Source organism: Streptomyces sp. ISL-10 (assembly GCF_018614575.1).
GTDB lineage: Bacteria > Actinomycetota > Actinomycetes > Streptomycetales > Streptomycetaceae > Streptomyces.
Map to the genome: position 1 here is coordinate 53877 of NZ_JAGGOJ010000043.1, position 12910 is coordinate 66786.

Here is a 12910-nt window from a genome sequence, read left to right on the forward strand (position 1 = left end):
AGCAGACCACAGGCCGAGGCGGCCGAGACGGCGGCGTTGCCGGTCCAACCACAGGCCGAGCAGGGCTCGGGGGGGGCGATCAGCCGTCCCCGAGGTCCGCGAGGTCGTCCTCCAGCTCCGCAAGCGCGAGCAGTTGCTCGGGGGTGACGCCTTCGGGGATCGGCACAGGGGCGGGCGTCCGCAGGGGCGGCTGCCAGCCGTCCACCGGATCGAAGCGGCGCACGACGCGTGCGGGCGCCCCCGCCACCACGGCGTGGTCGGGCACCTCTCCGCGTACGACCGCACCCGCCGCGACCACCACGTTGCGGCCGAGGCGGGCGCCGGGCAGGATCACCGCCCCGGTGCCGAGCCAGCAGCCCGGACCTATCTCGACGGGCTCCGTACGCGGCCACTGCCTGCCGACCGGCTGGCCGGGGTCGTCGTAGCTGTGATTGGTCGACGTGATGTAGACGTACGGCCCGCAGTACGTGTCCGAGCCGATGGTCACGCGTGTATCGGCGATGACATGGCTGCCGCGCCCCAGGACCACGCCGTCGCCCAGGGTCAGGACCGGGTCGGGCCCGAGGTCCAGATCCGGCATCATGCCCGCGGTGAGCGTGACCTGCTCGGCGATGACGCAGTGGTCGCCGAGTTCGATCCAGCGCTCACCGAAGACGGTCCCCTGCGGGAAGGCCAGCCGGGTGCCGACGCCCAGCCGCCGGAAGCGCAGCCGGCCCGGGTGCTGCGCGGTGACGGATCCGGCCTCCTGAACCCACCGCCAGCCGCGGTGGACGGCACGCGCGAGAACGCGCCGACGCCAGGCGGTCAGCGATGAGAACGTGTTTCTGTTCTTCGGCACCCGCACACGGTAGTCGGCCGCTCGGCACCCGATCCGCGGGCAACGCTGTGACGTTCACCCCAACTGGGCGCTTCAGCAAAGCGCCTCTGCCGGGGGCCGCAGCCGCGCGCCTCCGCGGGAGCGCGCCTTTGCCGCCACTCGTACCACGACGGCCCGCCGACGCACGGGACTTCCGGCACAACTCCACCGATCTATGGACAGTGCGCGCGCTTCGGACCGCATCTCGCGCCCCGTGACTAGCATGAGCACCGCATGCACACGAAGTATCACTCCGAGTGATCGGCGACCCGGCCTGGTGACCGACATGCGGGCGGCCGCCGCACGTACGCCGAACGGCCGGCCCCGTTCTCCTGTACCTCCCGCAGTCGAACAACGAGGGATCGCGGAATGTCAGTGCCAGTCGCTCCCAAACCTCACAGGACCCGTACGTCACGGCCGATGCCTGTCGCCGTGCCCATGTCCTCGCTCGTGGCAGCCGCCGCAGTAGGCGGCGCGGTGGGCGCCGCGGCGCCGGAGGCGGCCGGGCCCTACGTCGTGACCACCGTCGCCGTCGCCTGGGTGTGCCTCGCGATCGCCGTCGTCGGCGCGACGGTCGCCCTGCACCGGCAGCAGGACGCGACCGCATCGGCCCGGCGCGAACTGCGCATTCTGCAGAACCGATTCGCCCAGAGCGCCGCCGAGTCGGCCCACCTGGTCGATGTCACCATGCCCTCGGTCGTCAGGCGGCTGCGCGACGGCGCGAGCACCGACGACGCACTCACGAGCACTCCGCGGCCGGACGACCCCCGACTGCGGCGCGTCCTGAAGATCTTCGTCACGGAAATCTGTGGCGCCGAGCACCGTGTGCGGTCCGCCGCCGCCAACGCTGCCCGCGCGGTCCGGCAGTTGACGCTGGCAGCCGACGCCATCGACAGGCTCACGACCGTGACGCTGCCGACCGCGGTCGCCCGGCTGCGCGGCGGCGCCTCGGCCGAGACGGTGCTCGGCGAGCTCGAACTGCCCGCCGACGCCCGGCTGCGGGCACTCACCGACACGGCGGTGCGGGAGCTCGCGACGAGCGAACGCCGCGCGGCCGCCGCGCAGGCTGCCGGCGCCGAGGCGCTCAGCCGCGTCCAGGCGCAGACCGTGTCGATCCTCGCCGACCTGCGCGAGATGCAGGAACGGCATGGCGAGGAGGTCCTCGGCGATCTGCTCGGGCTCGACCACAAGACGTCGCGACTGGGCTTCATGACGGACCGGCTCACCCTGTTGACGGGCGGCCGGGCAAGCCGGTCGTGGAACAGGCCGATCCCTGTCGAAAGCATTCTGCGCGGCGCGGTCGGCCGGATCGCCGCCTATCGGCGGGTGCGGATGCATCCCGCCGGCACCGCGGCGATCGCGGGCTTCGCCGCGGAGGGCGTGATGCATCTGCTGGCCGAACTGATGGACAACGCGGCCAACTTCTCGCCGCCCGTCGACGAGGTCCACGTCTATGTCGAGGAGCGCACGGCGGGGCTCGTGGTCACCATCGAGGACAGCGGTCCGAAGATGGGCCCCGCGGCGATGCGGCGCGCGGAGGAGGCTGCGTCCGGCCATGTCACCGACCTCGCCGCATTGCAGGGCACCCGCCTGGGGCTGGCCGTGGTCGGGCGACTGGCGGTCACCTACGGGATGAACGTGAGCTTCCGGCCGTCCTCCCTGGGCGGTACGGGGGTGGTCGTGCTGGTCCCGCCCCACCTCTTGGCGCGGCCGGCCGACAGCGACACGGAGGAGGCGGGACACCCGGCTGCGGCCCCGCAGGAGCCGACCTCGTCGGCGTGCGGGACGGTGTCGGGAGCGCCGCAGGACAGGGGCTTCGTGCCCGCGCAGGACAGCCGCCGGACGGCGACCGCGGGCGGCCTCCCCGTACGCCCGCCGGGGCGCACCATGGCGGCGAACCGGGGCGCCGCGGATCTGCGCCCCGGAGAGGAGGCGGTTGCCCGCTTCGACGCCTTCCACCGCACCGGCAGGCCCACGCGGGAGATGTCGGACACGCCCGCCGCCGACCCGGAACCCGGCACCACCGGCCGGCCCGACGCCCCCGACGACCCCGCACAACCCGGCACCACCAGAGGGCCCGACGCGCCCAACAGCGCACAGCCCGGCCCCACCGGATGCCCCGACACACCCGCCGCCGAGGCCGCGGTGGGACACCGCGGCCTCCACGCTCCCACGGCCGGGTCCGGCGGCAACGGCGAGCCGGCCGAGCCCCGGTTGCCCGCCCCCGGGAGCTCCCTCTCATGACCCGCCGCCCCGTCGACCTGGGTGCCCCCGAGCGGCTCTACACCGTCACCGGCGGCCGCAGCCGCGCCGTGGACGAGGGGTTCGACCTCGTCACGCAGGTCGTCAGCGCGTGCGAGCCGTCGCCCGGTATGCAGAAGGAGCACATCCGGATCCTCACTCTGTGCCGGAGCCCGATGGCCCCTGCCGAGATCTCCGCGGACATGGGGCTGCCAGTGACGGTCGTGCGCATCCTGCTCGGGGACCTGCTCGCCACCGGCCGCGTCACCGCGCGCCGTCCACACCCGGAGGTGGCCCGTGCGGACTGCCCCGCGCCCGGCTCCGAGCTCTTGAAAGAGGTGCTCCATGGACTCCGCAACCTCTGAACTGCCCGCCCGTACGCGCCTGAATGAACCGGCCAGGGACCGGGAGACGACGCCATGAACGATCCCACGGGAACCGCACCGTACCCGCCGCCCACCGCCGCATGCCCGGTCCACGAGGGGGCGGTCCGCCTCGGCGGGCCGGAGTTCCGGCGGGCGCCGGCGGAGCTGTACCGCTCCCTGCGCCACCGCCACGGTCCCGTTGCGCCTGTCGTGCTGGACGGGGCCGTGCCGGCCTGGCTTGTCCTCGGATACGCCGAGGTGGCCCATGTCGCCGCGCACCGCGAGCTGTTCGGCCGCGACTCCCGGCGCTGGAACCAGTGGTCGGCCGTCCCCGCCAACTGGCCGCTGCTGCCCTTCGTCGGCCATCAGCCCTCGGCGGGGTTCACCGAGGAAACAGAGCACCAGGTGCGCGGGGCGGTTGTCACCGTGGCGCTGGAGGCCGTGGACCAGTTCGAACTCGCCCACTGGTGCCGCCGTATCGCCGATGGGCTGATCAACTCCTTTGCGGGCAGCGGGCAGGCGGAGCTGATGGCGGTGTACGCGCATGCGCTGCCGATGCGCGCCGCGGTGCAGCTGTGCGGTATGACCGCCGGCGGTGTGGCGACCGAGGAACTGGTGCGGGACCTGCGGAACTCGCTGGACGGGGCCGGGGACGACGATCCACCGGCCGCGTACGCACGGGTCCAGGAGCGGATCCAGCGGCTGGTCGAGGACAAGCGCAGGCTGCCCGGACCCGACGTCACCTCGCGGATGCTGACCCATCCGGCCGGGCTCACCGACGAACAGGCCGTCCAGGATCTGATCACCGTCCTCACCTCGGCCCAGCAGCTCACCGCGGACTGGATCGGCAACACGCTGCGTCTGCTGCTGACCGACGACCGGTTCGCGCTGAACGTCTCCGGCGGGCGGCTCAGCGTCGGTCAGGCCCTCAACGAAGTGCTGTGGCTGGACACGCCGATACAGACCGTCACCGGCCGCTGGGCCCTGCGCGACACCACCCTCGGCGGCCGGAGCATCCGGGCGGGCGACTGTGTGGTGCTGGGCCTGGCGGCGGCCAACACGGATCCGCGGATCTGGCCGGAGGGCCATGACGGCCGTGACGGCCATGTCCGGGCGGAGAACGCCGCACATCTGTCGTTCGGCAACGGCGAACACCGCTGTCCGTACCCGGCGCCGCTCCTCGCCGATGTGATCGCCCGTACTGCGGTCGAGACACTCCTGGAGCGGCTGCCGGATGTGGTGCTCGCCGTCGAGCCGGAGGAGCTGACGTGGCGGCCGTCGGTGTGGAGGCGCGGGCTCACCTCGCTGCCGGTGCGGTTCACGCCCGTCGTGCGGTAGCCAGGAGGAGCGCCGCGACCGCCGGAGTCGGGCGGCGACCGGCCACGTCGGTGCGCCCCTGGGCGTCAGGCCCGGCGGCGGGTCGCCTACGGTGCAGGCAGGCGCGGCAGCAGGCGTGGGAACGAGCACCGAGGAGAGACGGCATGGCGGAGCGGGCACTGGTCGCGGGTGTGGGCGGCAAGAAACCGAAGGTCGACCCGGACGCGTTCACCGCGCCCACCTCGGTCGTGATGGGAGACGTGACGCTGGCCGCCGGTGCGAGCGTCTGGTACCAGAGCGTGCTGCGCGCGGACGGCGGGCCGATCGTGATCGGCGCCGACAGCAACATTCAGGACAACTGCACCGTCCACGTCGACCCCGGATTCCCGGTGACCGTGGGCGAGCGGGTCTCGGTCGGCCACAACGCGGTGCTGCACGGCTGCACGGTGGAGGACGACGTCCTGGTCGGCATGGGCGCGACCGTTCTGAACGGCGCGCACATCGGGGCGGGCTCCCTGATCGCCGCTCAGGCGCTGGTCCCGCAGGGCATGCAGGTGCCGCCGGGTTCCCTGGTCGCGGGCGTCCCGGCGAAGGTACGCCGGGAACTGACGGACGAGGAGCGCGAGGGGATCAAGCTGAACGCGGCGGTGTACACGGACCTGGCGAAGGAGCACCGCACGGCGCACGAGGAGGGGTGACGCCCCCGGCCGCGGTCCGCCGTCCGCCGGACCCGGCGGCTCGGGGCCCGCGGCCCAGGGCAGCGCGTCGTCGTCAGTCGCCGGCGGTCACACCCACGGGCTCCGGCTCGCGGGCCGCAGGGGCCTCGGCCGCCGCCTTCTTGGCGCGGTTCTTCAGGACGAGCAGGGAAGTGATGCCGATCAGCACGGCGAGGACCAGCCCCAGCCAGGAGAACCGCTTGAGCCACGCCTCGGCCACGACACCGACCGAGTAGATGACGGCCGTGGTGCCGCCTGCCCAGAGGATCCCGCCGAAGACGTTGGCGGTCAGGAACTTCCAGTACGGCATGTGCAGCACACCGGCCAGCGGGCCGGCGAAGATCCGCAGCAGGGCGACGAAGCGGCCGAAGAAGACGGCCCACATGCCCCACTTCTCGAACGAACGCTCCGCCATGGCGATCTGCGCGTCGCCGAAATGCTTGGGGAATCTGCCGCCGAGCCAGGCCAGCAGCGGACGGCCGCCCTTGCGTCCGATCGCGTATCCGATGGAGTCCCCGATGATCGCGCCGGCGGTCGCGCAGGCGCCGAGCACGTACGGGTCGATCTCGCCGTGCTGGGAGGCGAGCAGCGCCGAGCTGACGAGGACGATCTCACCCGGCAGCGGAATGCCGAGGCTTTCGAGGCCGATGACGACACCCACCAGGAGGTAGATGCTGACCGGGGGGATGGTCTCGAGCCACTCCTGGACGTGCAACGCCGGTTCCTTCCGTACGCACCGGGCCCCTGCCCGGCGTGCACCCCCGTCGGCGCACGCCGGGCAGCCTACCCGGTGCGGCCGGCGTCAGCTGTTGGGACGCAGGGTCCACACGATGGTCATCTCGCCGGTGACGGAGCCGTCCTCGCGCTGGATGCTGATGTCCACGGGGAATTCGGGGCGCTGCCCGGCGTCGAGCTCCTTGACGACGTCCGCGACCGGGCGGGCGAGCGTGGCGGTGGCCGTGACGGCGCCCATGGCGAGCTTCTTGTACCCGATCTCCGCCTTGACCGCGAGGGGCACGGCGCGGCCGAGCTGGTTCCCGAACGCGGCGATGACGATCGCACCGCTCGCGGACTCGGCGAGCGTGAACATGGCACCGGCGTGCGGGCCGCCGACGTGGTTGTGGAAGTCGGCCTGGTCCGGCATGCGGAGGACCGCCCGCTCCGCGGTGGTCTCGACGAACTCGAGGTTGAGTGTCCGGACCATGGGAACGGTGGCGGCGAGCATCTCGCCGATGGACATCTGATCTGCGCTCATGGCCGGATGTTACCCACGAGTAGCACCGTTTGGCCATCCCCCCGGAAGGGGGCGGGGCGGGGGCGGGCGTGGAAGTGCCGTCGGGGCACCTCTATGGTTACTCGCCATGTGGCCAGGACAGCAGCCGCCCGGGGGCGAGCAGAACCCGCAGGACCAGAACCCGTACCAGCAGCCGGGGTACCAGCAGCCGAACCCGTACCAGCAGCCGAACCCGTACCAGCAGCCGACCGCGCCGCAGTACGCCGTGCCCGGCCAGATGCCCGGCGCGCCCATGCCGCCGCAGGACGACAGGAAGAAGACGACGATCGTCGCGATCGTCGCGGCGACCGCGGTGGTCGTGGCCGCCGCGGTCACCGGCTTCATCGTGCTCAAGGACGACGACCAGGGCACGTCCGACAAGGGCGCCGGCACCAAGGCGTCGCAGGAGCCCGGCACCGACACCTCGAAGGATCCTGCGCCGTCGCCCTCGGTGGACAACCCGCGCGACGGCAGCGACGTCAAGCCCACCATCGCGGGCTGGAAGGTCGTCACCAACCCCAAGCACGGCACCATGTTCGACGTCCCGGCCGACTGGGAGGTGGCGGGTTCGGGCGTGGGGCACGGCTTCGAGGACGAGAAGAAGGGCGACGGCTCGGCCGTCGTCATGATGTCCGCGCCGGCCCACTTCAAGAGCAAGTGGTGCGAGCTTGACATCGACAAGGACGGCCGCATGGAGGACTGGGGCCTGAGCAGCGCCGGAACCAAGGGCGGCAAGGGTGCCAAGAGCACCGCCGAGGCGGCCTACAACGAGGCCGGCAACTGGGTGTGGGCGGGCTACGCGCAGACCGAGCCCGAAGGCACGGTCAAGATCACCAAGGCCAGGGACTACACGACGAAGTCGGGCCTGAAGGGCAGCGTTTCCACGGCCACGGCCAAGGGCGTGAAGAAGGAGAACAAGTGCGAGACCGACGGCAAGTCGATCGCGTTCTCCTTCAAGGACCCCGCGGGTGACTTCAAGAGCTGGGTGCTCTACGCGAACACCGGGATCACGGACGAGGTCGACGACGCGACCATCCAGAAGATCCTCAGCACGGTACGTCTCGCCGACGCCCCGGCATCCTGAGCAGCATGTGTGGCTGCGGTCCGCGGACTGCGGCCTCACATCGCTCGGGGGCCGGCGCGGCGACCGCGGTCGTCGGGGCCGACGGAGAAGACCCGGGGCCCGCAACCCCGCCGGGGCGGCGGATCCTCGCGCTCCCTCAGCCCACGCTGAACGCTCCGGCCGGGGGCTCCGGAGAAGCCACCGCGTCCTTGTCCTCGACCGGCGCGGCATCGCCCATCAGGCGCGTGAGCGCCGCGCCGTCGGTTACGCGGGCCGGGAAGGCGTCCGCCGCCACGAGGCGGGTCAGGGACACCACGTCGATCGGGCTCTGCGAGGCGAGCAGCAGCGTGTTGCCGAAGCGGCGCCCGCGCAGCACCGAAGGCTCCGCGATCAGAGCCAGTTCACCGAAGACCGCGGCGAAGTTGGCGAGTTGCGAGCGCAGGAAGGTGAACGGCGCGCCGTCGGCCAGGTTGGCCGCGTAGATGCCGGTCGGCCTCAGCACGCGTTCCGCGGCGCGCGCATAGGACACCGACGTGAGATGCGCGGGAACGCGCGAGCCGCCGAAGACATCCGCGATCACGATGTCCGCCGAGTCCGCCGACGCGGACTCCACCCAGGCACGCGCGTCCGCCGCATGGACGGTGACGTCCGCGTCCCCAGGCAGCGGAAGCCACTCGGCGACGAGGGCCAGCAGGCCGCGGTCCGCCTCGACCACGTCCTGGCGGGAGCCGGGACGTGTGGCTGCGACATAGCGCGGCAGGGTCAGCGCGCCGCCGCCGAGGTGCACCGCGTCCAGCGGCGCGTCCTGCCGGCCCGCGAGGTCGATGACATGCGCCAGCCTGCGGGCGTACTCGAATTCGAGATGTGCCGGGTCGTCGAGGTCGACGTACGACTGGGGTGCGCCGTCGACGGTCAGCAGCCAGGCCCGGTCCCGGTCGACGTCGGGCATGAGCTTGGCGGTGCCGCCGTCGACGTCGCGCAGGACGGGGAGCTGATCGTTCACCACTCCATTGTGCCGGGCGCCGCGGGGGCGGCCCTCACCTGGAGGGCCGCCCCGGCGGCGGTCACAGGACCGTGCTCACCGTCCCGGCGCCGACCGTGCGGCCGCCCTCGCGGACCGCGAAGCCGAGGCCCGGCTCCAGCGGCACGTCCCGCCCCAGTTCGACGGTCATGGTGACCGTGTCGCCGGGGCGGGCGACGCCGCTCTCCCCGAGGTCGACGCTGCCGACGACGTCCGCCGTGCGGATGTGGAACTGCGGGCGGTAGCCCGTGGTCACCGGCGTGCTCCGGCCGCCCTCGCGTGCCGACAGGACGTGGACCCGCGCGGTGAAGCGGCGGCTCGGCGCGACACTGCCCGGCGCCGCGACCACATGCCCGCGGCGGACCGCGTCGCGCGGCACTCCGCGCAGCAGCATCGCGACGTTGTCGCCGGCCTCGGCGGACTCCATCGGCCTGCCGAAGGTCTCCAGGCCCGTGACGACCGTGTTGCCCTCCTTCCATGACGCGGTCGCGCCGAGGACATGCACCCGGTCCCCGACCCGCACGGTGCCGCGCTCGACAGCTCCCGTGACGACCGTGCCGCGTCCGGTGATGGTGAGGACGTTCTCCACCGGCATCAGGAACGGCGCGTCCGTGTACCTCACCGGCATCGGCACATAGGTGTCCACCGCATCGAGGAGCGCCTCGACGGCGGCCGTCCACCGCGCGTCGCCCGCCAGCGCCCGCAGCCCCGACACCCGGACGACGGGCGCCGCGTCGCCGCCGTAGCCGTGCGCGGTGAGCAGGTCGCGGACCTCCAGCTCCACGAGGTCGGTGAGCTCCTCGTCGCCCGCGTCCGCCTTGTTGAGAGCGACGACGATGTGGTCCACGCCCACCTGGCGGGCGAGCAGGACGTGCTCGGCGGTCTGCGGCATGACGCCGTCCAGGGCCGAGACGACGAGGATCGCGCCGTCGAGCTGGGCCGCCCCGGTGACCATGTTCTTGATGTAGTCGGCGTGGCCGGGCATGTCGACGTGGGCGTAGTGCCGGGTGTCCGTCTCGTACTCGACGTGCGCGATGTTGATCGTGATGCCGCGCTCGGCCTCCTCCGGCGCCCGGTCGATCCGGTCGAAGGAGACGTAGGAGGTGCCGCTGCCGGAGCGCTCGCTGAGCACCTTGGTGATCGCGGCGGTCAGCGTCGTCTTGCCGTGGTCGACGTGGCCCATGGTCCCGATGTTGAGGTGCGGCTTGGTGCGCACGTATGCCGTCTTGGGCATGACTGGGTTCGTTCCTTCCCGGAACTCGAAACTGATCAGGACCCCTGGGCCTCGCCGACCCTCCCCCTGCGGGGTCCGCCGGACGATCCGGGAAGGGTCAGCTTCGGGCGCCGCCGGGAGCCGGGGCGACTGCGACAGCAGCGAGTGCGGCAGCCTTCGGCGCGTCCGCGACTGCGGACGGCGCTGTGGGGAAGGCGTACCGGAACATGCCGTCCATGATCGTGCACGGCATCTGCGGCGTCGACCGGTTTTCCGGGGACGGCGGTTCGGCAGGTCACGGGCGTGGGAACACACCACCCTGCCGGGCGGACCCGGGGGGATGTGGGCAGCGGCACGGCGTTCGGCCACTTTCGTCGGTTAGTCTCCCCGGATGCTCGACCCCGTCCCCAGGCCGGCATCCGGCCTCACCGTCCGCTTCACCAGAGCCCTGTTCTCGCCCTGGGCGCGGCTGTCGCTGCTCGCGGCCCTGCTCGCATCGGCCGCGGTGACGGTGGTGCTCCACGAACCGCAGCGGCTGCTCTCCGCGGGCTGGCCACCGCACGTGAGCGGGGCGGCGGCGGTCGTCCTGTTCGGCATCGGATACGGCGTGTGCACGGCGGCGTTCGTGCCGCGACCGGTCCTCAACCTGGCGGCGGGCGCTCTGTTCGGTTCGCAGGCGGGGCTCGTCTCGGCGATCGGCGGCACGGTGCTGGGCGCGGGCATCGCGTTCACGCTCGGCCGGCTGCTGGGCCAGGACGCGCTGCGTCCGCTGGTGCGGGGGCGCTGGCTGAAGGCGGCGGACGGACAGCTCAGCCGGCACGGCTTCCGCTCGATGCTGGCGATCCGCCTGTTCCCGGGCGTCCCGTTCGCCGCGGCCAACTACGGCGCCGCGATCTCGCGGATGGGCTATCTGCCGTTCCTGCTGGCCACGGGGCTGGGGTCGATCCCCAACACCGCGGCGTACGTGGTGGCGGGCAGCCGGGCGGATTCACCGACCTCGCCCGCGTTCCTGATCGCGATGGGGTTCATCGTGGTGACGGGGGTGGCGGCGGGGTGCGTCGCCTGGACCAAGCGGCACCGGCTGCGGGCCCGGTGACCGTTGCCTCGGCCGCCTGGGCGGGGCCTGGGCGAAGTGCCGTCATTTCGGGGCGCTACTCTGCCTCACGATCGGCGCCGGCCCGATGGCGTACGCGCACCCGCGTGCGGAAGGGCCGCCAGCCCCATGGGTGCCTGACAGACCGTCAGCCAAGTCAGCAAAGGGTCCGCATGACGACGAGGGAACACGCCTGCCCATGAGCCGGCCGGTGTGTCGACCGGCAACCGATACCTCAGCGCCGGCCCGTGCGTTTGCCGGCCGGACCGTGATCATCTCTTGGGTGGCGTAGCTTTCAATGTCTTGGTTCGAATCAATCATCCTGGGACTCGTCCAGGGGCTGACGGAGTTCCTGCCGATCTCCTCCAGTGCGCATCTGCGGCTCACGGCCGCGTTCGCGGGCTGGCACGATCCGGGTGCCGCGTTCACGGCGATCACCCAGATCGGCACGGAGACGGCGGTGCTGATCTACTTCCGCAAGGACATCGCGAGGATCGTCTCGGCCTGGTTCCGTTCGCTCACCGACAAGACGATGCGCCGCGACCACGACGCGCAGATGGGCTGGCTCGTCATCGTCGGCTCGATCCCGATCGGCGTGCTCGGCGTGACCCTCAAGGACCAGATCGAGGGCCCCTTCCGTGATCTGCGGCTGATCGCGACGACGCTGATCGTCATGGGCATCGTGCTCGGTGTCGCCGACCGGCTGGCCGCCCGCGACGAGATCGGCGGCCGCCACCGGGCGATCAGGGAGCGCAAGTCGCTGCAGGACCTGAGCGTCCGGGACGGTCTGATCTACGGCGTGTGCCAGGCGATGGCGCTGATCCCGGGCGTCTCGCGCTCCGGCGCGACGATCAGCGGCGGTCTGCTCATGGGCTACACCCGCGAGGCCGCCGCCCGGTACTCGTTCCTGCTGGCGATCCCCGCGGTGCTGGCGTCCGGCCTGTTCGAGCTGAAGGAGGCCGGTGAGGGACATGTCTCCTGGGGGCCGACGATCCTGGCGACGGTCATCGCGTTCGGCGTGGGGTACGCGGTGATCGCCTGGTTCATGAAATTCATCACTACGAAGAGCTTCATGCCGTTCGTGATCTACCGGATCCTGCTCGGAATCCTGCTGTTCATCCTGGTCGGCACGGATGTGCTGAGCCCGCAGGCGGGTGAGTCGGCAGGCTGACGGTCACTGTGCGGTGCGGGACAGTCACCGTTGCTAGGCCGTAATCTGATGCCATGTCCCCCATTCGCAGCGAGTGTGAAACCGCCATGTCCGCCACTGAACTGAACGCCCGGATCCGTGAACTGTGGGCCGACGGGGAGCTCCCCGACGACCGGCGGCCGGAGTACGAGGCGCTCGTCGTGGAATGGGCGGCTGCTGCGCGCGAGGACGTTCGCCCGGCGGCCTGACGCCGAGACGCGGGTACCGCCCGGCCGCCGTCGGGGCTCGCTTCCGGGGGCCTCGCGCTTTCCGGGCTGCACAGGCGGCCCGCGCGCGGCACCCTGGAGTCATGGCCTGGCAGGCACCCATCGTCGTGCACCCGCCGTCGCCCGGCGGCGGGCGGCGGGTCACCGTGCGCGGCGAGATCGTGGGGCTCGCGCGCAGTGACAAGGATCTCGTGGAGTTCCTGCGGCGGGCGGGACTCGAGGACGCGGACATGATCCTCGACGACCCGCATCTGGTGGAGTGGCGCGGAGGCGCCGCCCACCAGGGCTACGCGGCCTGAGCCCGGGCGTCCGCCGCTGTGACCGGGCGGGACCGCC

The 12910-nt window shown here is 72.1% G+C and carries 14 protein-coding genes; 9 read left to right on the plus strand and 5 right to left on the minus strand.

Going from position 1 to position 12910, the window contains the following annotated elements; genetic code table 11:
* Window positions 1-79: 79 nt before the first annotated feature.
* Window positions 80-838, minus strand: coding sequence for an acyltransferase (locus J7E88_RS33375; RefSeq protein WP_215187217.1), 759 nt, complete (start codon window positions 836-838; stop codon window positions 80-82).
* A gap of 438 nt (window positions 839-1276) precedes the next feature.
* On the opposite strand from J7E88_RS33375, the gene J7E88_RS33380 reads away from it, so the two are divergent.
* From J7E88_RS33380 to J7E88_RS33395, 4 genes are all read left to right on the plus strand, one after another.
* On the plus strand, window positions 1277-3100 hold the full coding sequence (locus J7E88_RS33380; protein WP_251023581.1) for an ATP-binding protein: 1824 nt from the start codon (window positions 1277-1279) through the stop codon (window positions 3098-3100).
* Window positions 3097-3462, plus strand: coding sequence for a DUF742 domain-containing protein (locus J7E88_RS33385; protein ID WP_215187218.1), 366 nt, complete (start codon window positions 3097-3099; stop codon window positions 3460-3462). The genes J7E88_RS33380 and J7E88_RS33385 overlap by 4 nt, the downstream gene beginning before the upstream one ends.
* A 54-nt stretch (window positions 3463-3516) precedes the next feature.
* A complete protein-coding gene (locus J7E88_RS33390; protein WP_215187219.1) occupies window positions 3517-4800 on the plus strand; it encodes a cytochrome P450 in 1284 nt (427 codons plus the stop codon).
* 143 nt (window positions 4801-4943) lie between these two features.
* On the plus strand, window positions 4944-5477 hold the full coding sequence (locus tag J7E88_RS33395) for a gamma carbonic anhydrase family protein (protein WP_215187220.1): 534 nt from the start codon (window positions 4944-4946) through the stop codon (window positions 5475-5477).
* A gap of 73 nt (window positions 5478-5550) precedes the next feature.
* Here J7E88_RS33395 and J7E88_RS33400 read toward each other — a convergent pair whose 3' ends face one another.
* Both J7E88_RS33400 and J7E88_RS33405 read right to left on the minus strand, forming a co-directional pair.
* Complete coding sequence (locus J7E88_RS33400) at window positions 5551-6210, minus strand: DedA family protein (protein WP_215187221.1); 660 nt, start codon at window positions 6208-6210, stop codon at window positions 5551-5553.
* 87 nt (window positions 6211-6297) lie between these two features.
* On the minus strand, window positions 6298-6735 hold the full coding sequence (locus J7E88_RS33405) for a DUF4442 domain-containing protein (RefSeq protein ID WP_215187245.1): 438 nt from the start codon (window positions 6733-6735) through the stop codon (window positions 6298-6300).
* Between the two features lie 121 nt (window positions 6736-6856).
* On the opposite strand from J7E88_RS33405, the gene J7E88_RS33410 reads away from it, so the two are divergent.
* Entirely contained in the window at window positions 6857-7852 is a 996-nt protein-coding gene (locus J7E88_RS33410) for a hypothetical protein (RefSeq protein ID WP_215187222.1), read from the plus strand.
* 136 nt (window positions 7853-7988) lie between these two features.
* On the opposite strand, the gene J7E88_RS33415 is transcribed toward J7E88_RS33410, so the two are convergent.
* Together J7E88_RS33415 and tuf are read right to left on the minus strand one after the other, a co-directional pair.
* Window positions 7989-8834, minus strand: coding sequence for a spermidine synthase (locus tag J7E88_RS33415; RefSeq protein ID WP_215187223.1), 846 nt, complete (start codon window positions 8832-8834; stop codon window positions 7989-7991).
* A 61-nt stretch (window positions 8835-8895) separates the two neighbouring features.
* A complete protein-coding gene (gene tuf / locus J7E88_RS33420) occupies window positions 8896-10086 on the minus strand; it encodes an elongation factor Tu (protein ID WP_215187224.1) in 1191 nt (396 codons plus the stop codon).
* 370 nt (window positions 10087-10456) lie between these two features.
* Here tuf and J7E88_RS33425 point away from each other — a divergent pair, with 370 nt between their 5' ends.
* The 4 genes from J7E88_RS33425 (at window position 10457) to J7E88_RS33440 (ending at window position 12873) form a co-directional block, all read left to right on the plus strand.
* Window positions 10457-11161, plus strand: coding sequence for a TVP38/TMEM64 family protein (locus J7E88_RS33425; protein ID WP_215187225.1), 705 nt, complete (start codon window positions 10457-10459; stop codon window positions 11159-11161).
* A gap of 295 nt (window positions 11162-11456) precedes the next feature.
* Entirely contained in the window at window positions 11457-12329 is an 873-nt protein-coding gene (locus tag J7E88_RS33430; RefSeq protein WP_215187226.1) for an undecaprenyl-diphosphate phosphatase, read from the plus strand.
* 86 nt (window positions 12330-12415) lie between these two features.
* On the plus strand, window positions 12416-12556 hold the full coding sequence (locus J7E88_RS33435) for a hypothetical protein (RefSeq protein ID WP_215187246.1): 141 nt from the start codon (window positions 12416-12418) through the stop codon (window positions 12554-12556).
* Between the two features lie 101 nt (window positions 12557-12657).
* Window positions 12658-12873 carry a hypothetical protein gene (locus tag J7E88_RS33440; protein WP_215187227.1) on the plus strand — a complete coding sequence of 72 codons (216 nt, stop codon included), beginning with the start codon at window positions 12658-12660 and terminating at the stop codon, window positions 12871-12873.
* Window positions 12874-12910: the final 37 nt, after the last annotated feature.

Excerpts from the sequence above, each read along its gene's own strand:
- J7E88_RS33380 (WP_251023581.1), top strand. The coding sequence starts at position 1,277 with ATGCCTGTCGCCGTGCCCATGTCCTCGCTCGTGGCAGCCGCCGCAGTA.
- J7E88_RS33385 (WP_215187218.1), top strand. The coding sequence starts at position 3,097 with ATGACCCGCCGCCCCGTCGACCTGGGTGCCCCCGAGCGGCTCTACACC.
- J7E88_RS33390 (WP_215187219.1), top strand. The coding sequence starts at position 3,517 with ATGAACGATCCCACGGGAACCGCACCGTACCCGCCGCCCACCGCCGCA.
- J7E88_RS33395 (WP_215187220.1), top strand. The coding sequence starts at position 4,944 with ATGGCGGAGCGGGCACTGGTCGCGGGTGTGGGCGGCAAGAAACCGAAG.
- J7E88_RS33405 (WP_215187245.1), bottom strand. The coding sequence starts at position 6,735 with ATGTCCATCGGCGAGATGCTCGCCGCCACCGTTCCCATGGTCCGGACA.
- J7E88_RS33410 (WP_215187222.1), top strand. The coding sequence starts at position 6,857 with ATGTGGCCAGGACAGCAGCCGCCCGGGGGCGAGCAGAACCCGCAGGAC.
- tuf (WP_215187224.1), bottom strand. The coding sequence starts at position 10,086 with ATGCCCAAGACGGCATACGTGCGCACCAAGCCGCACCTCAACATCGGG.
- J7E88_RS33425 (WP_215187225.1), top strand. The coding sequence starts at position 10,457 with ATGCTCGACCCCGTCCCCAGGCCGGCATCCGGCCTCACCGTCCGCTTC.
- J7E88_RS33430 (WP_215187226.1), top strand. The coding sequence starts at position 11,457 with ATGTCTTGGTTCGAATCAATCATCCTGGGACTCGTCCAGGGGCTGACG.
- J7E88_RS33435 (WP_215187246.1), top strand. The coding sequence starts at position 12,416 with ATGTCCGCCACTGAACTGAACGCCCGGATCCGTGAACTGTGGGCCGAC.
- J7E88_RS33440 (WP_215187227.1), top strand. The coding sequence starts at position 12,658 with ATGGCCTGGCAGGCACCCATCGTCGTGCACCCGCCGTCGCCCGGCGGC.